The following is a 23,875-nucleotide window of genomic DNA, read 5'->3' as shown; positions in this document are numbered from 1 at the left end:
CCGTGCGCGTGGAGGTGGTGCTGGCCTGGCCGGACCGTTACCTGCGGCGCGAGCTGGAATTGCCCGAAGGCTGCAGCGTCGCCGAAGCGGTGGAAATGGCGGCACTGGATGTTGCCGGCGAAACCGTCGCCACCGCCGTGCATGGCGTGCTGGCGCGGCCCACGCAGGCATTGCGCGAGGGCGACCGGGTGGAGCTGCTGCGCCCGTTGCTGGCCGACCCCAAGGAAAATCGCCGCCGGCGGGCGCGCGGCGGCGATTGAGGCCTCAAGCCCGTGCGGTGCGGGCTCAGCGGCCCTTCTTCTTGTCCTTGGCGAGGTTGCGGCCGAACTGGCGCACGCTCTTCCTGGCCAGCTCCGCGTCCTGGTTGGGGAAGTAGTCGCCTTCCCAGCGCGTGACCCGGTCGTTCTCGAAGAACACGGTGAAGTTCTTCATTTCGGTCGTGCCCAGGCGGTTGGTCCGCTGGCTGGAGGTGTAGTCCCAGCGCTGGGCATGGAACGGGTCGGGGATGGACGGCGTGCCCAGCAGCGCATTGACCTGTTGCTTGCTCTGGCCCACCTGCAACTGCGCCACGGCTTCGGCGTGGATCAGGTTGCCCTGGTAGATGGGCTGCTTGTAGATGATGCCGCAGGCGGTGGTGGACAGGGCGACGACGGCGATCAACAGGAGCTTGCGCATTAGGGACAGGCGATTGGGGAAATCCCGGCGATGATACACTCCCCGGCACCCAGCGCGATCCGACCGGAGGCAACTGGCGTTAAACCGCCTATGAACACGATGGCCATGGAATCCAATGACCTGCGCAAAGTCGGCCTGAAGGTGACGCATCCGCGGATGCGCATCCTGGCGCTGCTCGAGCAGAACACCCCGCACCACCACCTCACCGCCGAGGACATCTACCGCCAGTTGCTCGATTGCGGCGACGAGATCGGCTTGGCCACGGTCTACCGCGTGCTGACCCAGTTCGAAGCGGCCGGGCTGGTGCTCAAGCACAATTTCGAAGGCGGGCAGGCGGTCTACGAACTGGACCGCGGCGGCCACCACGACCACATGGTCGACGTGGACACCGGCAAGATCATCGAATTCGAGAGCCGCGAGATCGAGGAGCTGCAGAAGAAGATCGCCACCGACCACGGCTACGAGCTCGAAGAGCACTCGCTGGTGCTGTACGTGCGCAAGAAGCGGCGGTGAGCCTGCCTGCATGACGAAGACGACACCGGCCCCGCGCCGGTGTTTTCGTTTTCGGGAGACCGGTTTCAATCCGCGAAGGGGCCGGTGCCGAGGCCTTTTCTCCTTCCCCCTCCGGGAGACGGTGCCCCGAAGGGGCGGATGAGGGTAGGGGTGAGGCCGCGGGCAATCGAACATTGCGAGGCTTCGCCCCAACCCCCGCTCCGCGCCCCGGCCCATGCCTGCGGCATGGGCGCTACACCGCAAGCGCGCCAGTGGCGCGCAAGCCTTGCGGTGAAGCCCCAAAGGGAGAGGGTCTTTGGTTCTCAGGCTTCCGCCAGCAGCTTGCGCGCGGCCGCCCGCGCCTCTTTGCTGACCTCGGCGCCGCCGAGCATGCGCGCCAGCTCCTCCTCGCGGCCCTTGCCGTCGAGCAGTTCCACCGCGCTCTGGGTCATGCCTTCCACCGGCGCCTTGCTGACCCGGTAATGGGCGTGGCCCTTGGCCGCGACCTGCGGCAGGTGGGTCACGCACAGCACCTGCCGGCGCTCGCCGAGCGCGCGCAGCTTGCCGCCGACGATGTCGGCCACCGCGCCGCCGATGCCGGAATCCACTTCGTCGAACACCATCGTCGGCACCGCGTCCAGCCCGAGTGCGGCGACCTCGATGGCCAGCGAGATGCGCGACAGCTCGCCGCCGGAGGCGACCTTGCGCAGGGCGCGGGGTGGCTGGCCGGCGTTGGCGGCGACGAGGAACTCGGCACGCTCGGCGCCGTTGGGGTCCGGCCGCGGCTGGGCCTGGGGCTCCAGTTCGATCAGGAATTGGCCGCCGCCCATGCCCAGTTCGCCGATCAGCGCGGTGGTGGTGGCCGACAGCGCCTTGGCCGCCGCGCCGCGGCTGGCGCTGAGCAGCGCCGCCTGCGCCTGCCAGTGCGCGGCGGCGGCGTCGATCTCGCCGGCCAGCCGCGACAGGCGCTCGTCGGCGCCGCGCAGCTGTTCCATTTCGGCATCGAGGCGGTCGCGGGTGGCGGCCAGCTCCTCCATCGGCACGCGGTGCTTGCGGGCCAGGTCGTGCAGGCGGCCGAGGCGGCGCTCGATGTCCTCGAAGGCGTCCGGGTCGCTGTCCAGGTCGTCCTGCACGCGGTCCAGTTGCGCCAGGGCTTCGTGCAGCTGGATGCCGGCGGCGTCGAGCATGGCGTCGATCTCGCCCAGCCGTGCGTCGTGCTGGCTGACCCGCGACAGCTCGTGCCGCACCTGCTGCAGCAGGCCGAGCAGCGACGGGCCGTCGTCGCCGTTGAGGGTGCTGCCGGCCAACTGGCAGGCCTCGATCAATGCGGCCGAATGCGCCTGCCGGCGGTGGCTGGCGGCCAGCGCCGCCACCGCCGCCGGTTCCAGTTCCTCGCGCTGCAGCTCGCCGAGCTGGTGGGCGAGGAAGCCGAGGCGGTCGGAGACGTCGCCCTGCTGCGACAGCGCCTCGCGCTCGTCCACCAGCGCCTGCCAGCGGCCGGCGGCGGCGCGCACGGCGGCGCGTTCGGCATCGTTGCGGGCATAGGCGTCGAGCAGGGCCAACTGGCTGGGGCGCGAGAGCAATGCCTGCTGCTCGTGCTGGCCGTGGATCTCGACCAGGAACGCGGCCAGTTCCGACAGCTGCGACACCGGCACCGGGCGGCCGTTGATGAAGGCGCGCGAGCCGCCATCGGCGCGGATCACCCGGCGCAGCTGGCATTGCGCGTCGTCGTCCAGCTCGTTGTCGCGCAGCCATTGCCGCGCCGGGGCGTCGTCGGCCAGGTCGAACTCGGCCGACAACTCGGCGCGGCCGGCGCCGTGGCGGACCACGCCGCTGTCGGCGCGCAGCCCGGACAGATAGCCCAGCGCGTCGACCATCAGCGACTTGCCGGCGCCGGTTTCGCCGGAAACCACGGTCATGCCCGGCCCGAATTCCAGTTCGGTGGCGCGGACGACGGCAAAATCCTTGATCGAAAGATGTCTGAGCATGGCGGGCAGGGAATGGGGCCGCGCAAAACTAGCATGCGCATGCGGCAGGTCAATGCGGCGCAGGGTGGCCGGCGCCCGTCTCACCGGCTGCGCCGGCCTTGAAAGCGGCGGCAGCGCCCACATACGAGGCCGGGTGGGCGGCAGAACGACCGCCAGGAAACAGGAAATGAACCAAGACCACCCCGAATTCGAGACCATGCCCGGTGCCGAAGATGTCGCCGGACAGCACGAGGCGCAGGTCCAGGCCCTGCAGGCCGAGATCGAGCAGCTCAAGGGCGAATCGCTGCGCGAGCGCGCCGACCTTGAGAACCAGCGCAAGCGGCTGGTGCGCGACGTCGAGCAGGCCCGCAGGTTCGCCAACGAAAAACTGCTGGGCGACCTGCTGCCGGTGTTCGACAGCCTCGATGCGGGGCTGGCCGCGGCCGGCAACGAACCCAGCCCGCTGCGCGAAGGGCTGGAGCTGACCTACAAGCAACTGCTGAAAGTGGCCGGCGACAACGGCCTGACCCTGCTGGACCCGACCAGCCAGCCGTTCAACCCTGAGCACCACCAGGCCATCAGCCAGGTCGATGCCCCGGCGGGCGTGGCCCCGGGCACGGTGGTGACGGTGTTCCAGAAGGGCTACCTGCTCAACGAGCGCCTGCTGCGGCCGGCGCTGGTGGTGGTGGCGAAGTACGACTGACGGCGGGGCGGGGAAGGCGATTCCCGGGGCAATGCCCGGCCGTCCTCCCTTGAAAGCCCGCGGGGCGTCCTTACATCACCCACATCGGCGGCGTGGCCGCCCCCCAGATTGAATTCCAGAGGAAACCGGCAATGGCAAAGATCATCGGCATCGACCTCGGCACCACCAACTCGTGCGTGGCGATCATGGACGGCGGCAAGGCCCGCGTCATCGAAAACTCGGAAGGCGACCGCACCACGCCCTCCATCGTCGCCTACACCAAGGACGGCGAAGTGCTGGTGGGCGCCTCGGCCAAGCGCCAGGCGGTCACCAACCCGAAGAACACCTTCTACGCGGTCAAGCGCCTGATCGGCCGCAAGTTCACCGACGGCGAAGTGCAGAAGGACATCGCCCACGTGCCGTACGGCATCCTCGCCCACGACAACGGCGACGCCTGGGTGCAGACCAGCGACGGCAGGAAGATGGCGCCGCAGGAAATCTCCGCCAAGGTGCTGGAGAAGATGAAGAAGACCGCCGAGGACTTCCTCGGCGAGAAGGTCACCGAGGCGGTCATCACCGTGCCGGCCTACTTCAACGACAGCCAGCGCCAGGCGACCAAGGACGCCGGCCGCATCGCCGGGCTGGACGTCAAGCGCATCATCAACGAGCCGACCGCCGCGGCGCTGGCCTACGGCCTGGACAAGGGCGACAACAAGGACCGCAAGATCGTCGTCTACGACCTGGGTGGCGGCACCTTCGACGTGTCGATCATCGAGATCGCCAACGTCGACGGCGAGAAGCAGTTCGAGGTGCTGGCCACCAACGGCGACACCTTCCTCGGCGGCGAGGACTTCGACAACCGCGTCATCGAGTACCTGGTGGACGAGTTCAACAAGGACCAGGGCATCGACCTGCGCAAGGACCCTCTTGCTCTTCAAAGGCTCAAAGACGCGGCCGAGCGCGCCAAGATCGAGCTGTCCAGCGCGCAGCAGACCGAGGTCAACCTGCCGTACGTCACCGCCGACGCCAGCGGCCCGAAGCACCTGAACATCAAGCTGACCCGCGCCAAGCTGGAAGCGCTGGTCGAGGACCTGATCAAGAAGTCGATCGAGCCGTGCCGCACCGCGCTGAACGATGCCGGCCTGCGTTCGAGCGACATCAACGAGGTGATCCTGGTCGGCGGCCAGACCCGCATGCCCAAGGTGCAGGCGGCGGTGGCCGAGTTCTTCGGCAAGGAACCGCGCAAGGACGTCAACCCGGACGAGGCCGTGGCCTTGGGCGCGGCGATCCAGGGCGGCGTGCTGGCCGGCGACGTCAAGGACGTGCTGCTGCTGGACGTGACCCCGCTGAGCCTGGGCATCGAGACCCTGGGCGGCGTGTTCACCAAGATCATCGAGAAGAACACCACCATCCCGACCAAGGCCTCGCAGACCTTCTCCACGGCCGAGGACAACCAGTCGGCGGTGACCGTGCACGTGCTGCAGGGCGAGCGCGAGCAGGCCCGCTACAACAAGTCGCTGGCCAAGTTCGACCTGACCGGCATCGAGCCGGCGCCGCGCGGCCTGCCGCAGGTGGAGGTGTCCTTCGACATCGACGCCAACGGCATCCTGCACGTGTCGGCCAAGGACAAGAAGACCAACAAGGAACAGAAGGTCGAGATCAAGGCCGGCTCGGGCCTGTCCGAGGACGAGATCAACCGCATGGTCGCTGATGCCGAGACGCACCGCGAGGAAGACAAGAAGTTCCAGGAACTGGTGCAGGCCCGCAACCAGGCCGACGGCCTGATCCATGCCACCCGCACCGCCATCACCGAGCACGGCAGCAAGGTCGGCGGCGACGTGATCGGCAAGGTCGAGTCGGCGCTGGCCGACCTGGAAACGGCGATGAAGGGCGACGACAAGGCGCAGATCGAGGCCCGCTCGAAGGCGCTGGAAGAAGCCGGGCAGTCGCTGTACGCGGCCGCGGCGGCCGCCGAGCAGGGGGGCGATGCCGCGCAGGGTGCGGGCGCCTCCCCGGGCCCGGCGCACGACGATGTGGTGGATGCCGAGTTCACCGAGGTCAAGGACGACAAGAAGTCCTGACGTCCATTGCCCCTCTCCCGGCGGGAGGGGGGTGGGGTGAGGGTTCGGGGTTGCCATGCGGCCCCGGACCCTTGTCTTGTAGCCAACCCGCACCCCAGCCCTCCCTGGAGGGGGAGGGAGAGGTAAAGCATGAGCAAGCGCGATTACTACGAAGTCCTGGGCGTGGCCCGCGACGCCGGCGACGATGAGCTGAAGAAGGCCTACCGCCGCTGCGCGATGAAGTTCCACCCGGACCGCAACCCGGGCGACGCGGCCGCCGAAGCCTCCTTCAAGGAGTGCAAGGAAGCCTACGAAGTGCTGTCCGACGGCAACAAGCGGCGCATGTACGACGCCCACGGCCATGCCGCGTTCGAGCACGGCATGGGCGGCGGCGGTGCCGGCGGCCCGGACATGAACGACATCTTCGGCGACATCTTCGGCAACATCTTCGGCAACATCTTCGGCGGTGGCGGCGCGCGCCAGCCGCGTCGCGGCGCCGACATCGGCTACGTGATGGAGCTGGACCTGGAAGAAGCGGTGGCCGGCGTCGAGCGCCGCATCGAGATCCCGACCCTGGCCGAGTGCGGCGACTGCAACGGCAGTGGTTCGGAAGACGGCAAGGTGGAAACCTGCAACGTCTGCGGCGGCCGCGGCCAGATACGCATGCAGCGCGGCATCTTCGCCATGCAGCAGGCCTGCCACAACTGTGGCGGGCGCGGGCAGATCATCGCCAGGCCGTGCAAGACCTGCCACGGCAACGGCCGTGTCGAGGAAGACAAGGTGCTGTCGGTCAAGGTGCCGGCCGGCGTGGACAGCGGCGACCGCATCCGCCTGCAGGGCGAGGGCGAGGCCGGCCCGCCGGGCACGCCGCCGGGCGACCTGTACGTGGAAGTGCGCGTGCGCGAGCACCCGATCTTCACCCGCGACGGCGACGACCTGCATTGCGAGGTGCCGATCCGCATCTCGCAGGCGGCGCTGGGCGATACCGTGCGCGTGGCCACGCTCGGCGGTGAGGCGGAAATCCGCGTGCCCGCCGAAACGCAGACCGGCAAGCTGTTCCGCCTGCGCGGCAAGGGCGTCAAGTCGGTGCGCAGCCGTACCGAGGGCGACCTGTACTGCCGCATCCTTGTGGAAACCCCGGTGAACCTGACCGCCGAGCAGCGCAAGCTGCTGGAGCAGTTCGAGGCCACCTTCGCCGGCGAGGAAGCGCGCAAGCATTCGCCCAAGTCGGCCACCTTCATCGATGGCGTCAAGGGCTTCTGGGACCGGATGACCTCGTCCTGAGAGCCCTTCTCCCGAGGGGAGAAGGGGAAAGCCAAGGTGTGCTCTTGCAGTTCGTCGTCCCCGCATTGGTTGCGCGCGCATCCATGCAGCCGGTCGCCGTTGCCGCGGGCGTAAAATGCGGCGATGAACGATATCGACCACAGCCACCTCGTGCACGGTCGTCGGCAGCGGCCCGAGGGGCCGTCGCCGGTGGACGTGATTTCCGTGCAGTCGCAGCTGGTCTACGGCCACGCCGGCAACAGCGCGGCGGTGCCGCCGCTGCGCGCGCTGGGCATGCGGGTGGCGGAAATCCCCACCACCCTGCTGAGCAATGCGCCGTTCTACGACACCCTGCGCGGGCGCGTGCTGCCGGCCGACTGGTTCGCCGATCTGCTGCTGGGCGCCAGCGAGCGCGGCCTGCCGCAGCGCGCCGGGGCACTGGTTTCCGGCTATTTCGGCAGCGTCGCCAACGGCACGGCATTTGCCGATTGGCTGGACGCGACGCTGCCGTCCTGCCCGGGCCTGCGCTATTGCCTCGATCCGGTGATCGGCGACACCCATACCGGCCCCTACGTCGAACCGGGGCTGGAAGCGATCTTCGCCGAGCGGCTGTTGCCGCATGCGTGGCTGGTGACGCCCAACGCCTTCGAGCTGGGCCGGCTCACCGGCATGCCGGCGCTGGAACAGGACGACGCCATCGCCGCTTCGCGCAGGCTGCTCGAACGCGGCCCGCAGTGGGTGATCGCGCATTCGGTGTCCGGCGATCCCGGCGAACTGGTGACGCTGGCGATTGGCCGCGATGAAGTCTGGCGCTGGACCTCGCCGCACCTGCCGGTGGACGTGGCCGGCACCGGCGACGTGCTGATGTCGCTGCTGGTCGCCTTCCTGCTCAAGGGCCATGCGTTCGCTGATGCCGTGGGCCGCGCCATCGCCGGCGTGCATGCCGCGCTGGAGGCGACGCTGGCGCAGGGCGTGGAGGAGTTCGACGTGCTGGCCGCGGCGCCGGCTGCGCTGGGCACGCCGCACCGGTTCCGTGCCGAGCGCTTGGCGTGAGCCTGCCCGCGACCACTTCGCCGGTCATCGGCATCGTCGGCAGCGGCGGCGCCTATGGCCGCTGGCTGCGCGGCTTCTTCCAGTCGCGCATGGCGCTGGAGGTGATTGGCCACGACCCGGTCGACAGCGACTCGCACACGCCCGAGCAGTTGCTGGAACAGGCTGACGTGCTGCTGTTTTCCGCGCCGATCCGGCATACGCCGGGGTTGATCCGCGACTACATACGCCAGTCCGGCGGCCGCGAACACGGGCGGCTGTGGCTGGACGTCACCTCGATCAAGGCCGCGCCGGTGGCGGCGATGCTGGAATCGCAGGCGGCGGTGGTGGGCCTGCACCCGATGACCGCGCCGCCCAAGGCGCCGACGCTGCGGGGGCGGGTGATGGTGGTCTGCGAAGCGCGGCCCGATGCGCGCTGGCAGCCGTGGCTGGCGCAGTTGTACGCCGCGCTGGAAGCCGATTGCGTGGCGGCCACGCCTGAGCACCACGACCGGGTGATGGCGCTGGTGCAGGCCATGGTGCACGCCACCCATCTGGCGCAGGCCGGCGTGCTGCGCGAGTACGCACCGCTGCTCGGCGAACTGCAGGCATTGATGCCCTACCGCTCGACCGCGTTCGAAATGGACGCGGCGGCGATCGCGCGCATCCTGTCGCTGAACCCGGCGATCTACGAGGACATCCAGTTCGGCAACCCGCATACGGTGGAGATGCTCGACCGGCTGCTGCGGCAGCTGCAGCAGCTGCGCACGCTGGTGGGCGCCGGCGACGATGCGTCGCGCGCCGCCTTCCGCCGGCAGTTCCTGACCGGCAACCGCGAGGCGATCGACGCGGCGACCCTGCAGGAAGGCAACTACAGCTTCGAGCGGCTCGGCTACCTGCTGGCCGACCTGAGCGAGCGTCGCGCGATCAGCGTGCACCTGCCGGAGGACCGCGCCGGCTCGTTGCGCGAACTGCTGCACGTGTTCGAGCGCCACGGCATCAGCCTGGCCTCGATCCACTCCTCGCGCACGCCGGCCGGCGAGGTGCATTTCCGCATCGGCTTCGACCACGAATATGCGGCGGAAATCGTCGAAGCGGCGGTGGCCGAGATCGACCGCAGCGGCATCGGCCGGGTGCTGGAACGCTGAGCGCGCGCATTCATCCACAGCCGGTGTGGATGAACTGCGCACAAACCTGTGGATGAATGCCGGCGGCCGTTGCGGCGCAAGGCTGTCAAGAGGGCTGGTGAATTATTCGCCAGCCACGATGCAGGAGCGCACTTTGGTGCGCGGGAGGCTTTCCCGGTAATGCCCGTTCGCGCACCAAGGTGCGCTCCTGCGCAGGTTCGTTCAGATCCGCAGCGTCAGCTCGCCGTCGGCGGTAGTGAATTCGCGGGCATTGCGCCGCAGGTGGCGGCCATCGTCCAGCTCGTAACGCGGGCCGCTGTCGGCGGCATTCTGCGTGTCGCCGGGCTCGGGCTTGAACTCGATGATGATGCGGCTTTCGCCATTGGTGTCGGTGGCGGGGAACTGGCGGAACGACATGACGAACCTCCTGCTTGGCATGCAACCCGGTGTGACGGGGCGAGCATGCGCCCGGCAGCGTTAGCCGCGCGTTATCAGTCGATGAACTGCAGCCGCGCCAGCTCCGCGTACAGGCCACCTTCGCGCAGCAGCTGCTCGTGCGTGCCCTGGGCGACGATGCGGCCGTGGTCCATCACCACGATGCGGTCGGCCTTGAGCACGGTGGCCAGGCGGTGCGCGATCACCAGCGTGGTGCGCCCGGCCATCAACCGCTCCAGTGCCTGCTGCACCGCGCGCTCGCTCTGCGCATCCAGTGCGCTGGTGGCTTCGTCCAGCAGCAGCACCGGCGCGTCCTTGAGCAACGCACGGGCGATGGCGATGCGCTGCTGCTGGCCGCCGGACAGGCGCGCGCCGCGTTCGCCCAGTTCGCTGGCATAGCCTTCGGGCAGGGTACGGATGAATTCGTCGGCCTCGGCGGCGCGGGCGGCGGCATGCAGTTGCTCGTCGCTGGCTTCGAGCCGGCCGTAGCGGATGTTGTCGGCGGCGCTGCTGGCGAACAGCGCCGGCTGCTGCGGCACCAGCGCCACCTGCTCGCGCAGCGCGGTGGGGTCGGCATCGCGCAGGTCGACGCCGTCGATGCTGATCGTGCCGCCGTCCGGGTCGTGGAAACGCAGCAGCAGCGACAGCACGGTGCTCTTGCCGGCGCCGGAGGGACCGACCAGCGCGACGGTTTCGCCCGGCCGCACGTGCAGGGTGAAGCCTTCCAGCGCGGCCTGGGTGGGGCGCTGCGGATAGTGGAACACCACGTCGTCGAAGCGGATGTCGCCGCGCAGCGGTACGGGCAACATCTGTGGCGATGCTGGGGCACGCACGCCGGCCGATTCCTGCAGCAGCTCGGCGATGCGGCCCATGCCGCCGGCCGCGCGCTGCAGTTCGTTCCAGACTTCGGCCAATGCGCCGACCGAGCCGCCGCCGATCAGCGCATAGAACACGAACTGGCCGAGCTCGCCCTTGCTGATGCGCCCGCCGATCACGTCGTGCGCGCCGGACCACAGCACCAGCACCACCGCGCCGAACACCAGGGTGATGACGATGGCGGTGACCAGCGACTGGGTGCGGATGCGGCGCCGCGCGGTATCCACCGCCACGCGCACGGCGGCGGCGAAGCGGCCGGTCTCGTAGCCTTCGCGCGCATGCGCCTGCACGGTGCGGATGGCGCCGAGGGTTTCGCTGGCGAGGTTGTTGGCGTCGGCGACGCGGTCCTGGGTGGCGCGCGAGGCCTTTTCCAGCCGGCGCGCGCCGAGCACGATCGGCAACACCGCCAGCGGGATGCCGACCAGGGTGAAGGCGGCCAGCCGCGGGCTGGTGACGAACAGCATCGCCAGGCTGCCGACCACGGTGACGGTGCTGCGCAGCGCCACCGACATGCTGCTGCCGACCACGCTGCGCAGCAGCTCGCTGTCGGCCGACAGCCGCGACACCAGCTCGCCGCTGCGGTTGCGGTCGTGGAACTGCGCGTCCAGCGCCACCAGGTGCGCATACAGCTGCCGGCGCAGGTCGGCCACCACCTTTTCGCCCAGCAGCGAGACGAAGAAGAAGCGCGCCGCGCTGGCCAGCGCCAGCACCACCACCACCGCGAACACCAGCAGGAATACCTGGTCGATGTTGCCGCCGCTGTTGAAGCCGTCGTCGATCATGCGCCGGAACGCGACCGGGAAGCTCAGCGTTGCCGCCGAGGCCACCGCCAGCGCTGCCAGCCAGGCCACGAACAGGCCCATGTGCCGGCGCACGAACGGCCACAGCGCGCGCAACGTGCCGAGCTTGGCCTTGTTGCGGCCGGTGGTGGGTTCGGTGGCGGACGTGTCGGTCATCGGGGGAGTGGCTGCGTGGGAAAAGGGGGAAGTGCAGGCCGGCAATGGCCGGGAGGACGGTGGAGGGGAAAATCGACAGCCCCCTCCCGGGCGTTCACTCGTCGCTCCACCGCACCCTGTCACGGGTGGCGTCGCGCAGCCGGGTTTTCAAGTCATCGACGCGTTCGGCCGGCAGTTCGACGTGCAAGCGTGCGCCATGTTCGTCGAAGCTTTCGCCGAGCTTGTCCACCGCATGCGCGGCCAGCAGCGTGTGCACGCTGCCGAGCGCATCGAACGGGCAGGCCAGGTGCAGCCGCTTCATCGCGATCAGCGGCAGCCGTGGCGCCAGCCGCAGGCATTCGGCCGCGGCGCCGCCATAGGCGCGTACCAGCCCGCCGGCGCCGAGCTTGATGCCGCCGAACCAGCGGGTGACGACCACGACGATGCGGTCGTAGCCCTGGCCGTCGATGGCGGCAAGGATCGGCCGTCCTGCGGTACCTGCGGGTTCACCGTCGTCGCTGGAACGATATTCGCCGCCATGGCGGTAGGCCCAGCAGTTGTGGGTGGCGTCGGCGACCGATACCGACGCGACGAAGGCCAGCGCATCGGCGGCGTTGCCGATGGGGGCGGCGTGGGCGAGGAAGCGGCTGTGCTTGACTTCCAGCAGGTGGCTGGCGGGCGTGGCGAGGGTATCGGGCATCCCGGCCATTCTAGGCGAGAGCCCAGCGGCGGATTGGATGCCTTGCCATGTCCGGTCGGGAGAATGGGGCTTGCCGTGGATTCGGGGCTTGTCCTACATGGAGCATTCCCGATAAAGCCCCGTGCCGGGCAAGCCCGGCACCTACGCGGTAGCGCCCGACCGTTGGTCGTGGCGGCGGCGCTGTGCAGACAGTGCCGACCAACGGTCGGCACCCACCGGGTTCAGTGCGGAAACCCGCAGCCGTGGATGCGGGGCTTGCCCCGCATGGAGCATTACCGTGGAAGGCTCCGTACCGGGCAAGCCCGGTACCTACGAATCTTCCAGCAACGGGCGCAGGTCGCGCGGGATGCGGGCCTTCGGATGAACCTCGACGAAGCGACGCAGGCTGGCGCGCGCGCCCTCGTCGTCGCCGTCCTCGTGCCGCTGCCGGATGCGTTGCAACCATCGCCGCGGGGGCAGGGCGGCATCGGCGTCCAGGTCAGGGGATGCCGCCGTGGCGGCGGGTGCATCCAGTTTTGCCGGCGCCGGTGTTGCAGCCAGCCGTGCCGGTGCGGCACCGGCAGGGGCGGGCAGGACGATATCGGCCTGTGCTGGGCTGGCCGGCAATGGCGCGGGAGGAGCCGGCGGCGAGGGTGGCACGATTCTCGCGGAAGCCGCTTCCACCGCCCGCGACGATTCCTTGCGTGCGCGCTCGGTACGGGTCGCGGCATCGGACGCCGCGCTTGCGCGAGGAGGTGGCGCCTCTGCCGGGGCAGCCATGCGGACGGCGGGTGCCACGGGTTCGATGGCCGCTTCCGGCATCGGCACGTCGGCGGCCGGGAGCGGTGCGGCTGCCGGCGGCGGAAGCGCCTCGGCGAGCACGGGCAAGTCCAGCGGCGGCGGAGTGGGCCGCAGTTGCCATGCCAGACCCACCACCAGCACCAGCGACGCGGCCACGGCCAATGCCGGCACCACGGCGCGGCGGCGCCGATGCCGCGCATGCGGCGTGACGGAGGGCGCCGGCGCCGTGGGTCGCGTCGGCGCCGGTGCGGCCGGTTGCCGCGCCAGCTCGGCAATCGCGGCGTCGACGCGCGGATCGGGCGCCGCGGCCGCGGGGCGACCCAGCAGTCGCGCCAGCGCGCGTTCTTCGGGGCTCAGCCGATCGGGGGTGTTCATTCGTTCAACCTCGCGCGCAGCTTGTCCATCGCATAGCGCAGCCGCGACTTGACGGTTTCCCGGCCGACGCCGGTGATCTGCCCGATCTCCTCCAGGCTCAGTTCCTGCTCCAGGCGCAGGATCACCACCTCCTGTTGCTCCGGCGGCAGCTCGGCCAGCGCGCGGTGCAGCTGCAGCCGTTGCGCCTGTTCGTCGGCCAGCAGCTCCGGGGTGCGGGTATCGGCCAGCCGCGCGGTGCGCGCGTCGGCATCGTCCGGGGCGGCCGGGCGATGGCGGGCGGCGCGCCAGTGGTCGTTGAGGCGGTTGTGGGCGATGCGGAACAACCAGGTGGCGAACGCCGCCTCCGGCTTCCAGCCCGCACGGGCATGGACCAGGCGTTGCCACACGTCCTGGAACAGCTCCTCGGCCAGCGCGCGGTCGCGCAACTGCCCGAGCAGGTAGTGGAACAGCCGGGCGCGGTGGCGCGCGTACAGCTCGGCGAACGCCTCGCCGTCGCCGGCGGCATAGGCCAGCATCAGCGTTTCGTCGGTCGGTGTCTGCACGGCGGTATCCACGCGCCGCAGCCTAAGCATTCGCCGCGCCCGTGCCTAGCCGGGCATCGCCGGCGCCGGAGTACGGGTTCAGGAAATGTCGACCCGGACACCTTGGCCACGCCGCGGGGCGTTATGCTGCGGGCGGGGGGAGTTCCGGGTACCGGAACCGGATAGAGACGGAAGGCATGGCAGACGAACCGCGCCAAAGCAGTGCCGAAAACATGCCCGCACAGGCCAATGCGTCGGTCAACGACGTGGTGACGCCGCTGCATGGCCTGTTGCCTGCCGGCAGCACGGTGGCCCTTGCCTGGGATGATGCCGTGCTGGGGACCGGCTGCCGTACCAGCCCGGCCGAGGACACGCGGTTGCGCGAGGCCGCCGGCGTGCTGCTTGGCGGCGGCAAGCTGCCGGCCGGCCTGCACCAGCCGCTGTGGGAGTGCTGGACCCACGCCGAGAGCGGCGCCCGCATCGTGGTGCTGGCCGAGGTGTCGGCCACGTTCTCGGAAACGCAGCGCCGGGCATGGCTGAGCACCGCACGGGCGCTGGTCGCCGCGGTGCTGGTATCGATGCGGCAGGGACGGCAGATCGAGCAGCTGGAGCGTTCCAAGCGCCTGCAGCAGGCCCTGTTCGAGATCGCCGACCTGGCCGGCAGTGACCTTGAAATGTCGGAAATGCTCGGCAATTTCCATCGCATCCTGTCCACGTTGATGTACGCGGAAAACTGCTACATCGTCGAATGCGACGAAACCCAGAGCAGCCTGCGCTTCCTGTACTTCTTCGATACCCAGGACAGCTTCGCGCCGGACCCGGAGCAACGCATCCACTACGAGGACATGCAGGACAGCCTGACCTTCGCGGTGATGCGCAGCGGCCGGGTGATGCATGGCCCGTCGCGGGTCCTGCTCCGCGAACTGGACCCGCGGCACTCGGTGCCCAGCGGCCCGGACAGCGCCGACTGGCTGGGCGTGCCGATGTGGCGCGACAACGTCGTGTGCGGCGCCATCGTGGTGCAGAGCTACGAGCCCGGCGTGCAGTACGACGACGAGGACCGCGCGGTCCTCAACTTCGTCACCACCCACATCCTGACCGCGATGGACCGGCGCCAGGCGCACGTGCAGCTGGAACAGCACGTGCAGCGGCGCACGCTGGAGCTGGAGCACGCCAACGCCAGCCTGCGCGGCGAAATCGTCGAGCGGCAGCGCGCCGAGGCATTGCAGGCGGCGCTGTTCAACATCTCCGAACTGGCCATGAGCTGCGGCAGCCAGGCCGAGTTCCATGCCGAGCTGCACCGGGTGATCGGCGGCCTGCTCGATGCCGGCAATTTCTACATCGCATTGATCAACGAGGCCGGCGACGGGCTGGAGTTCGTCTATTCGGTGGACGAATTCAACCGCGAGCGCCCCCCGCGCAAGTTCGGCGGCGGCCTGACCGAATACACCATCCGCACCGGTCAGCCGCTATTGGCCACGCGCAGGCAGATCGACCAGTTGCTCGCCCGCGGCGAACTGCACGAGTTCGGCGCCAAGTCGCAGTCCTGGCTCGGCGTGCCGCTGTTCAGCGATGGCGAGGTGGTGGGCGTGATCGCGGTGCAGAGCTACAACCCGCAGGTCGTGTACACCCCGGACGACCAGCGCCTGCTGGCCTTCGTCGCGCACAACATCGGCAACAGCCTGGCGCGGCAGCGCGACCAGAACCGGTTGCTGCAGGCGCATGCCGAGCTGGAGCGGCGCGTGGCCGAGCGCACGCACGAGCTGGGCGAGGTCAACCAGAAGCTGCTGGCGCAGATCGGCGAGCGCATGCGCATCGAGCAGCGCCTGAGCCACCAGGCCATGCACGATTCGCTGACCGGGCTGCCCAACCGCCTGCACCTGCTGGAGCGGCTGGAGGAGGCCATCGAGCACGCGCGGCTGGGCATCGGCCCGGTATTCGCGTTGCTGTTCCTCGACCTGGACCGCTTCAAGTGGGTCAACGACAGCATCGGCCACGCCGCCGGCGACCGGATGCTGGTGGAAGTGGCGCGGCGGCTGGTCGGCCTGCTGCGTGGCAACGACGTGGTGGCGCGGCTGGGCGGCGACGAGTTCGCCATGCTGGTGCGCTGCGAGGGCGGCGCGGACGAGGCGATGGACGTGGGGCGGCGCCTGCTGCATGCGCTGGAATGCTCGATGTGGGTGGAAGGGCGCGAGTTGTTCCCGTCCGGCAGCATCGGCATTTCGCTGTGGAACCCGCATTACGAATCCGGCGCCGAGCTGCTGCGCGACGCCGACGCGGCGATGTACCGCGCCAAGGGCATGGGCCAGGACCGCTGCGTGGTGTTCGACGAGGTGATGCGCGAGCAGTCGCTGCAGAGCCTGGAGCTGGAAGCGGACCTGCGCCGCGCCATCGGCAACCGCGATTTCCTGCCGTTCTACCAACCCATCGTCTCGCTGCGGGACGGCAAGGTGGTCGGGCACGAGGCGCTGCTGCGCTGGCAGCACGAAGGACGCGGGCTGCTGCTGCCGGGCGACTTCATGCAGCTGGGCGAGGAGAGCGGCCTGATCGAGCAGGTGGACTGGCTGATCTACGAGCAGGTGGCGCACGATCTTGCGGCGACCACGTCGGGCTACATCTCGGTCAATGTCTCGCCGCGCCACTTCCACGTGCCGAAGTTCGCCAGGCGCCTTTTCGGGCTGCTGGACGCGGCCGGCGCGGATCCGTCGCGGTTGCGGGTGGAGCTGACCGAAACGGCGCTGCTGGAGGATGCGCCGCGCACGCTGCGCATCCTGCGCCAGCTGCGCGAGCGCGGCATGGTGGTGCAGCTGGACGACTTCGGCACCGGCTATTCGGCGCTGTCCTACCTGCACCGGTTCCCGATCAGCACGCTGAAGATCGACCGCAGCTTCATCTCCGGCCTGCACACCGAGGGCGGCAAGAACACGCAGGCGCTGGTGGAAGGCGTGGTGTCGCTGGCGCGCACGCTGGGCATCGAGACCATCGGCGAAGGCATCGAGAACGAGCGCCAGCGGCAGGTGCTGCTGGAAATGGGCTGCAACTTCGGCCAGGGCTACCTGCTGGGCTACCCGATGCCGCGCGAAGCGACGTTGCACAAGATGGTGTAGTGCCGGCCGCTGGCCGGCAACCGCGCATGACCTGGTTTCCTGGCGGATGCCGGCCGGCGGCCGGCACTACCGTGCCCCCGTCGGGTGGTGCCCGACCGTTGGTCGGGCATGGGCGCGCAGCGCTGGGGGCATTGCAGGCTGGCTGCCAGTGCCGACCAACGGTCGGCACCCACTGGGATAGGGGGTCAGCGCAACGCACTGCGCATTTTCTCGTCGAACCGCGCCGCGCCGCGCTATGCAAGCAACAAGGCGCCGGCCATGTTCGCCGCGTCGCCACGCGCCGGTGATTTATCGCAATGCGTTGCGCTTTTTCTCGTCGAACCACTTGTCCGCCTGCGCCGGCGAATACGCCCGCATCCACTCCAGCATCCGCGTGGGGTCTTCGCCGTGCCACAGGTCGTCGCGCTGCTCCGGGTGCAGGAAGCGCTCGGCCACCATGTGGTCGATCATGCCGATCAGCTGCGTGTAGAAGCCATCGATGTCGAGGAAGGCGCAGGGTTTCTTGCCGATGCCGAGCTGGCGCCAGGTCAGCATCTCGAAGATTTCCTCGGCGGTGCCGAAGCCGCCGGGCAGGGCGACGAAGGCGTCGGACAGGTCGAACATGCGCGACTTGCGCTCGTGCATCGAGCCGACGATCTCCAGCGTGGTCACGCCCTTGTGCGCCACCTCCAGGTCCACCAGGTGCTGCGGGATCACGCCGGTGACCTCGCCGCCGGCGGCGAGCACGCCATCGGCCACCGCGCCCATCAGGCCGGTGCGGCCGCCGCCATAGACCAGCCGCAGGCCTTCGGCGGCGATGCGCCTGCCCAGTTCGGTGGCGCGTTCGACGTAGACGGGCTTGGCGCCGGGATTGGAGCCGCAATAGACGCAGATGGATTTCATGGAGGCGGGGAACAGGGAAGGGGAAAGGGGGAATGAAAGGAACGGAGGAAGCAAAACGCCGGCATCGCTGCCGGCGTTCGTGGAGGGCAGGGCGCGGGATGTTTCATTCCCCGTGCCCTGTTCCCGCATTCCCCGCTCAGTTCGCCTTGTGGATGGCGCGCTTGCTCACCGCCATCGCCGCATCATGCACGGCTTCGGACAGGCTGGGGTGGGCGTGGCAGATGCGGGCCAGGTCGTCGGCGCTGCCGCTGAACTCCATCGTCAGCACGCCTTCGTGCACCAGCTCGCTGACGTTCGGGCCGATCAGGTGCAGGCCGAGCACGCGGTCGGTTTCGGCATCAGCGATCACCTTGACGAAGCCGGTCGGCTCGGCCATCGCCACCGCGCGGCCCACGGCGGCGAACGGGAAGCTGCCGGCCTTGTAGGCCACGCCATCGGCCTTGAGCTGCTGTTCGGTCTTGCCGACCCAGGCGATTTCCGGGCTGGTGTAGATGACGTAGGGAATGGTGTCGAAATTGACGTGGCCGGGCAGGCCTGCGATCAGTTCGGCCACCGCGATGCCTTCCTCGAAGCCCTTGTGCGCCAGCATTGGGCCGCGCACGCAGTCGCCCACCGCCCACACGCCGTCGACGCCGGTGTGGCAATGGTCATCGACCACGATCTGGCCGCGCTCGTTGACCTGCACGCCGGTGCCGTCGGCCAGCAGGCCACGGGTGGCGGCGCGGCGGCCCACGGCCACCAGCAGCTTGTCCACGGTCAGGGTCTTTTCGCCTTCACCGTCGGTGTAGGTGATGACTACTTCCTTCTTCTTGCCCTTGCCGGTGACCTCGGTCTTGCCGACCTTGGCGCCGAGCTTGATGTCCAGGCCCTGCTTCTTGAATTCGCGCGCGGCGAGCTTGGACACCTCGGCGTCGGCGGCGGCGAGGAAGTCCGGCAGCGCTTCGAGGATGGTGACCTCGGCGCCGAGGCGCTTCCACACGCTGCCCAGCTCCAGGCCGATCACGCCGGCGCCGATCACCGCCAGGCGCTTGGGTACTTCGGTGAAGTCCAGTGCGCCGACGTTGTCGACGATGGTGTCGCCGTCGAACTTGGCGAACGGCAGTTCGATCGAGTCCGAACCAGCGGCGATGATGACGTTGGTGCCCTTCAGCTCGACCTCGCTGTCGTCATGCTGCTTGACCTTGACCACGTTGCCCGGCTGCAACTGGGCGAAGCCGTAGTAGGCGGTGACCTTGTTGGCCTTGAACAGCTGCGCGATGCCGCCGGTGAACTGCTTCACGATGGCATCCTTGCGGCCGACCATCTTGCCCACGTCGATGCCGGCGTCCTTGAAGCTGATGCCGTGCTGCGCGAACTGGTGCTGCATGTTGTGGTACTGGTGCGAGGAATCCAGCAGCGCCTTGGACGGGATGCAGCCCACGCGCAGGCAGGTGCCGCCGAGGGCCGGCTTGCCGTCCTTGCCCAGCGCCGCGTCGATGCAGGCGGTCTTCAGGCCCAACTGGGCGGCGCGGATGGCAGCGTGGTAGCCGGCCGGGCCGGCACCGATGACGACGACGTCGAATTGTTCAGCCATTTGAGGTTCCTTGGTACCAAGCCCTTCTCCCTGCGGGAGAAGGTGGCGCGAAGCGCCGGATGAGGGTGTGCCGCAGTCGCAAACCGTCGCGAGTGAAGCAGGTGAACAGCCGATGGTTTGCCAGCGCGGCTCGCGGCGGCTCGTTCATCATGGTGGCGCCTGATGTGGCAGCTTGGCGCCCCCAACCCCTCCCCCGATGGGAGAGGGGCTTCGAGCTTTACAGGCCGAACAGCATGCGGCTCGGGTTTTCCAGCTGGTTCTTGATGTCCACCAGGAACTGCACCGCGTCCTTGCCGTCGATGATGCGGTGGTCATAGGACAGCGCCAGGTACATCATCGGCGCGATCACGACCTGGCCGTTCTCGGCGATCGGGCGCTCCTTGATGGTATGCATGCCGAGGATGGCGCTCTGCGGCGGGTTGACGATCGGCGTGGACAGCAGCGAGCCGAAGGTGCCGCCGTTGGTCACGGTGAAGGTGCCGCCTTGCAGGTCATCGAGGCCGAGCTTGCCGTCGCGCGCCTTCTTGGCGTACTCGGCGATGCCCTTCTCGATGTCGGCAAACGACATGCGCTCGACGTTGCGCAGCACCGGCGTCACCAGTCCCTTCTCGGTGGACACGGCGATGGAGATGTCCGAATAGCCGTGGTAGATGATGTCGTCGCCGTCGACCGAGGCGTTGACCACCGGGAAGCGCTGCAGCGCGTTGGCGGCGGCCTTCACGAAGAAGCTCATGAAGCCCAGCTTGATGCCGTGGGTCTTCAGGAAGTCCTCGCCCAGTTGCTTGCGCGCGGCGGAAACCTTGGCCAGGTTGACCTCGTTGAACGAGGTGAGCATGGCGATGGAATCCTTGGACTGCATCAGGCGCTCGGCGATGCGCTTGCGGATGCGGGTCATCGGCACGCGCTCTTCCGGACGCGCGCCGCCGGCCTTGCCGGCGCCGCCGTTGCGGGCGAAGTTGACGATGTCTTCCTTGGTCACCGCACCGCGGCGGCCGGTGCCTTCGACGTCGGCCGGGTTCACGCCTTCGGTGATGGCGCTGAAGCGGGCGCCCGGCGGCAGCGCGTCGGCCGGCGATTTGGCGGCGGCCGGTGCCGGGGCGGCTGCGGCCGCCGGAGCCGCGGGGGCGGCGGCCTTCGGCGCTTCGGCGGCAGCCGGGGCCGGCGCGGCGGCGACGGCGCCTTCCTCGATGATCGCCACGACCTGGCTGCTGGTGACGGTGTCGCCTTCCTTGAACTTGATTTCCTTCAGCACGCCGTCGACCGGGGAAGGCACTTCCAGCACGACCTTGTCGGTTTCCAGATCGAGCAGGTTCTCGTCGCGCTTGACGGCTTCACCCACCTTCTTGTGCCAGGTGGCGATGGTGCCGTCGGCGACGGATTCGGGCAGTACCGGGGCTTTGACTTCGGTGGCCATGCGTGGGCTTCCTGGTTCGTATCTATTCGTGAAAGGGGGAGGTTATTCAGCGACCTGGTCGTTGAACGGGTTGACCAATGCGTCGGCGACCAGTTGCTGCTGCTCGCGGACGTGGTCGGCCATGTGGCCGACGGCGGGCGAGGGCGAGCGCGAACGGCCGGCGTAGTGCAGGGCCTGGCCATCGGCCAGGCAGGCCTGCAGGTGGTGGCGGATCTGGTACCACGCACCCTGGTTCATCGGCTCTTCCTGGCACCACACCACGTCGGTGGCCTTGCCGTACTTCTTCAGCTCGGCGGCCAGCTGCGGGCGCGGGAACGGGTACAGCTGCTCCACGCGCAGGATGGCGACGTCGTCCTGGCCGCGCTTGGTCTGGTCTTCCAGCAGGTCGTAGTAGACCTTGCCCGAGCACAGCACCACGCGCCTGGTCTTCTTGACCTCGGCCGAGGCGTCGCCGATCAGGTGCTGGAACTCGCCGTTGGCCATCTCGTCCAGCGACGACACCGCCAGCTTGTGGCGCAGCAGCGACTTGGGCGACATCACCACCAGCGGCTTGCGGGTGGTCATGCACAGCTGGCGGCGCAGCATGTGGAAGGCCTGCGCCGGGGTGGACGGCACGCAGACCAGCATGTTCTCCAGCGCGCACAGCTGCAGGAAGCGTTCCAGGCGCGCCGAGCTGTGCTCCGGGCCCTGGCCTTCGTAGCCGTGCGGCAGCAGCAGGGTCAGGCCGGAGATGCGGCCCCACTTGGCCTCGCCGGAGGCGATGAACTGGTCGATCACCACCTGTGCGCCATTGGCGAAGTCGCCGAACTGGCCTTCCCAGATGCACAGGGTGTTGGGGTCGGTGGTGGAGAAGCCGTACTCGTAGGCCATCACCGCTTCCTCGCTGAGCAGCGAGTCGATGATGGTGGCCTGCTCCGGCGATTCCACCAGCTGCCGCAGCGGCAGGTAGTAGTTGTCGGTCTTCTGGTCGTGCAGGATCGCGTGGCGGTGGGTGAAGGTGCCGCGGCCAACGTCCTGGCCGACCAGGCGCAGGTTGTGGCCCTGGTCGAGCACGGTGGCGTAGGCCAGGTTCTCGGCGAAGCCCCAGTCGCCCGGGATCTCGCCGGCGGCCATCTTGCGGCGGTCGTCGTAGACCTTGGCCACGCGCGAGTGCAGCTCGACGCCCTCGGGGATGGTGTTGATCATCATGGCCAGCTGCTTGAGCTTGCCCATTTCGACGCGGGTATCGACCGGATCGGACAGCTTGCCTTCCAGCAGCTTCGGCCAGTCCACGTACAGCCTGCTGGTCGGGGGGGTCTTCTCGACCTTGGCCAGCTCGGTGGTGACCTCGCCCGAATCGAGCTTGTCGCGGTAGGCATCGACCAGCGCGCGGCCGCCGTCGGCCGGGATCACGCCCTCGGCCTCGAGCTTGGCCGCGTACAGCTCGCGGGTGGTCTTGTGCTTGCGGATCACCTGGTACATCAGCGGCTGGGTGATCGCCGGCTCGTCGGCTTCGTTGTGGCCCCAGCGGCGATAGCAGACCAGGTCGATGACGACGTCCTTGTGGAACTGCTGGCGGAAGTCGTAGGCCAGCCTGGCGGCGAACACCACCGCTTCCGGGTCGTCGCCGTTCACGTGCAGCACCGGTGCGCCGACCATCTTGGCCAGGTCGGTGCAGTACAGGGTGGAGCGCGAGTCGTCGCGGTTGGAGGTGGTGAAGCCCACCTGGTTGTTGATGACGATGTGCACGGTGCCGCCGACGGCGAAGCCGCGTGCCTGCGACATCTGGAACAGTTCCATCACCACGCCCTGGCCGGCGAACGCGGCGTCGCCGTGGATCAGGATCGGCATCACCTGCTTCCGCGCGGTGTCGCCGCGGCGTTCCTGGCGCGAACGCACGGAACCAGCGACCACCGGGTCGACGATCTCCAGGTGCGAGGGGTTGAACGCCAGCGCCAGGTGCACCGGGCCGCCGTTGGTGGCGACGTCGGCGGAGAAGCCCATGTGGTACTTCACGTCGCCGGCCACGGCGCGGTCGTCGTGCTCGAAGCGGCCTTCGAATTCGTCGAACAGCTTGCGCGGGCTCTTGCCCAGGGTGTTGACCAGCACGTTCAGGCGGCCGCGGTGGGCCATGCCGATCACCACGTCCTTGACGCCGTCGGCGCCGGCGCCGCGGATCACGGTGTCCATCATCGGGATCAGCGAATCGCCGCCTTCCAGCGAGAAGCGCTTCTGGCCGACGTACTTGGTGTGCAGGTAGCGCTCCAGCCCTTCGGCGGCGGTCAGGCGCTCCAGCGTGCGGCGCTTGGTGTCGGCGTCGAGGTTGTAGTTGCCGCCGGCGTTCTCGAGCCGCTGGTACAGCCACTGGCGCTGGCCAACTTCGGCGATGTACATGAACTCGGCGCCGATCGAGCCGGTATAGGTGGCCTTCAGGCGCGCCAGCAGGTCGCGCAGCTTCATCCGCGGCTGGCCGCCGACGCCGCCGGTGCTGAACTCGTCGTTGAGGTCGGCATCGGACAGGTGGTGGAACGGCAGGCTCAGGTCGGGCGGGTTGACCGGCGGGGTCAGGCCCAGCGGGTCGAGCTGGGCGCCGAGGTGGCCGCGCGAGCGGTAGGCGGTGATCAGGCGGCCGACGTTGCGTTCGCGTTCATCGCCACCGCCAACGGCGGCAGCGCCGGAAACCGCGTTCCGGGCGGCCTCGGCGATGTGGGCGATGACGGCCGAATGCGGGACATCCCCGGCCTCGCGGCCCTTGAAGCCGTCGAACCAGGTCTTCCACCTGGGGTCCACGCTGTCCGGGGAAACGAGGTACTGCTCGTACAGATCCTCGATATAGGCGGCGTTGCCGCCGGCGAGTTGCGATGACTGCGCAAACTGCTTCAGGAGATTGTCCACGATGGGGAGTCGGATTCGCTTGATTATTGCTCAGGGAACCGGCGGTACCTTGCGGGGCGGGTGCCGCACGGGCGTGATGAATCCGCCGAATTATACGCTCGCGTGGAC

19 protein-coding genes are annotated in these 23,875 nt (G+C 68.9%); 8 read left to right on the top strand and 11 right to left on the bottom strand.

Annotated elements, in window-relative coordinates:
• Window positions 1-2: 2 nt before the first annotated feature.
• Window positions 3-260, top strand: a complete 258-nt coding sequence (locus tag ABB34_RS02740) for an RnfH family protein (RefSeq protein ID WP_057639707.1) — start codon at window positions 3-5, stop codon at window positions 258-260.
• A gap of 25 nt (window positions 261-285) precedes the next feature.
• On the opposite strand, the gene ABB34_RS02735 is transcribed toward ABB34_RS02740, so the two are convergent.
• On the bottom strand, window positions 286-675 hold the full coding sequence (locus ABB34_RS02735) for an outer membrane protein assembly factor BamE (protein WP_057639706.1): 390 nt from the start codon (window positions 673-675) through the stop codon (window positions 286-288).
• Window positions 676-780: 105 nt separating this feature from the next.
• On the opposite strand from ABB34_RS02735, the gene fur reads away from it, so the two are divergent.
• A complete protein-coding gene (gene fur, locus ABB34_RS02730; RefSeq protein WP_057639743.1) occupies window positions 781-1,188 on the top strand; it encodes a ferric iron uptake transcriptional regulator in 408 nt (135 codons plus the stop codon).
• A 302-nt stretch (window positions 1,189-1,490) separates the two neighbouring features.
• Here fur and recN read toward each other — a convergent pair whose 3' ends face one another.
• The gene (recN, locus tag ABB34_RS02725) at window positions 1,491-3,155 is read right to left on the bottom strand and encodes a DNA repair protein RecN (RefSeq protein WP_057639705.1); all 1,665 of its coding nucleotides are present in this window, start codon (window positions 3,153-3,155) and stop codon (window positions 1,491-1,493) included.
• A 166-nt stretch (window positions 3,156-3,321) separates the two neighbouring features.
• Between recN and grpE the strand changes: the two genes are divergently transcribed.
• The 5 genes from grpE (at window position 3,322) to ABB34_RS02700 (ending at window position 9,316) form a co-directional block, all read left to right on the top strand.
• Entirely contained in the window at window positions 3,322-3,837 is a 516-nt protein-coding gene (grpE, locus tag ABB34_RS02720; RefSeq protein ID WP_057639704.1) for a nucleotide exchange factor GrpE, read from the top strand.
• Between the two features lie 131 nt (window positions 3,838-3,968).
• Window positions 3,969-5,897 carry a molecular chaperone DnaK gene (gene dnaK, locus ABB34_RS02715; RefSeq protein WP_057639703.1) on the top strand — a complete coding sequence of 643 codons (1,929 nt, stop codon included), beginning with the start codon at window positions 3,969-3,971 and terminating at the stop codon, window positions 5,895-5,897.
• A 129-nt stretch (window positions 5,898-6,026) separates the two neighbouring features.
• Window positions 6,027-7,160: a molecular chaperone DnaJ gene (dnaJ, locus tag ABB34_RS02710; RefSeq protein ID WP_057639702.1), complete on the top strand. Its 1,134-nt coding sequence runs from the start codon at window positions 6,027-6,029 to the stop codon at window positions 7,158-7,160.
• Between the two features lie 123 nt (window positions 7,161-7,283).
• On the top strand, window positions 7,284-8,192 hold the full coding sequence (pdxY, locus tag ABB34_RS02705) for a pyridoxal kinase (protein WP_057639701.1): 909 nt from the start codon (window positions 7,284-7,286) through the stop codon (window positions 8,190-8,192).
• The gene (locus ABB34_RS02700) at window positions 8,189-9,316 is read left to right on the top strand and encodes a prephenate dehydrogenase (RefSeq protein ID WP_245625395.1); all 1,128 of its coding nucleotides are present in this window, start codon (window positions 8,189-8,191) and stop codon (window positions 9,314-9,316) included. Before pdxY ends, ABB34_RS02700 begins: the two co-directional genes overlap by 4 nt.
• Window positions 9,317-9,517: 201 nt before the next feature.
• Here the strand turns inward: ABB34_RS02700 and ABB34_RS02695 are convergent, their stop codons facing one another.
• The 5 genes from ABB34_RS02695 to ABB34_RS02680 all read right to left on the bottom strand — a co-directional run bounded on the left by ABB34_RS02695 (window position 9,518) and on the right by ABB34_RS02680 (window position 13,950).
• Window positions 9,518-9,712, bottom strand: coding sequence for a hypothetical protein (locus ABB34_RS02695; RefSeq protein ID WP_057639700.1), 195 nt, complete (start codon window positions 9,710-9,712; stop codon window positions 9,518-9,520).
• Window positions 9,713-9,786: 74 nt separating this feature from the next.
• The gene (locus ABB34_RS02690) at window positions 9,787-11,562 is read right to left on the bottom strand and encodes an ABC transporter transmembrane domain-containing protein (RefSeq protein ID WP_057639699.1); all 1,776 of its coding nucleotides are present in this window, start codon (window positions 11,560-11,562) and stop codon (window positions 9,787-9,789) included.
• Window positions 11,563-11,656: 94 nt separating this feature from the next.
• Window positions 11,657-12,241 (bottom strand): IMPACT family protein, encoded by a 585-nt coding sequence (locus ABB34_RS02685; protein WP_057639698.1) that lies wholly within the window; start codon window positions 12,239-12,241, stop codon window positions 11,657-11,659.
• 309 nt (window positions 12,242-12,550) lie between these two features.
• Entirely contained in the window at window positions 12,551-13,396 is an 846-nt protein-coding gene (locus tag ABB34_RS15120) for a hypothetical protein (RefSeq protein WP_152979479.1), read from the bottom strand.
• On the bottom strand, window positions 13,393-13,950 hold the full coding sequence (locus ABB34_RS02680; RefSeq protein WP_057639697.1) for an RNA polymerase sigma factor: 558 nt from the start codon (window positions 13,948-13,950) through the stop codon (window positions 13,393-13,395). The genes ABB34_RS15120 and ABB34_RS02680 overlap by 4 nt, the downstream gene beginning before the upstream one ends.
• Before the next feature lie 200 nt (window positions 13,951-14,150).
• Between ABB34_RS02680 and ABB34_RS02675 the strand changes: the two genes are divergently transcribed.
• Window positions 14,151-17,024: a bifunctional diguanylate cyclase/phosphodiesterase gene (locus tag ABB34_RS02675; RefSeq protein ID WP_057639741.1), complete on the top strand. Its 2,874-nt coding sequence runs from the start codon at window positions 14,151-14,153 to the stop codon at window positions 17,022-17,024.
• A gap of 288 nt (window positions 17,025-17,312) precedes the next feature.
• Here the strand turns inward: ABB34_RS02675 and ABB34_RS02670 are convergent, their stop codons facing one another.
• From ABB34_RS02670 to ABB34_RS02655, 4 genes are all read right to left on the bottom strand, one after another.
• Window positions 17,313-17,906, bottom strand: coding sequence for an LOG family protein (locus ABB34_RS02670; protein WP_057639696.1), 594 nt, complete (start codon window positions 17,904-17,906; stop codon window positions 17,313-17,315).
• 136 nt (window positions 17,907-18,042) lie between these two features.
• Entirely contained in the window at window positions 18,043-19,479 is a 1,437-nt protein-coding gene (lpdA, locus tag ABB34_RS02665) for a dihydrolipoyl dehydrogenase (protein ID WP_057639695.1), read from the bottom strand.
• 217 nt (window positions 19,480-19,696) lie between these two features.
• On the bottom strand, window positions 19,697-20,893 hold the full coding sequence (gene sucB / locus ABB34_RS02660; RefSeq protein WP_057639694.1) for a dihydrolipoyllysine-residue succinyltransferase: 1,197 nt from the start codon (window positions 20,891-20,893) through the stop codon (window positions 19,697-19,699).
• Window positions 20,894-20,935: 42 nt separating this feature from the next.
• Window positions 20,936-23,767 (bottom strand): 2-oxoglutarate dehydrogenase E1 component, encoded by a 2,832-nt coding sequence (locus ABB34_RS02655; protein WP_057639693.1) that lies wholly within the window; start codon window positions 23,765-23,767, stop codon window positions 20,936-20,938.
• Window positions 23,768-23,875: the final 108 nt, after the last annotated feature.

Source organism: Stenotrophomonas daejeonensis (genome assembly GCF_001431505.1).
GTDB classification, from domain to species: Bacteria; Pseudomonadota; Gammaproteobacteria; order Xanthomonadales; family Xanthomonadaceae; genus Stenotrophomonas; species Stenotrophomonas daejeonensis.
This window is presented reverse-complemented; position numbering and strand designations above follow the sequence as displayed.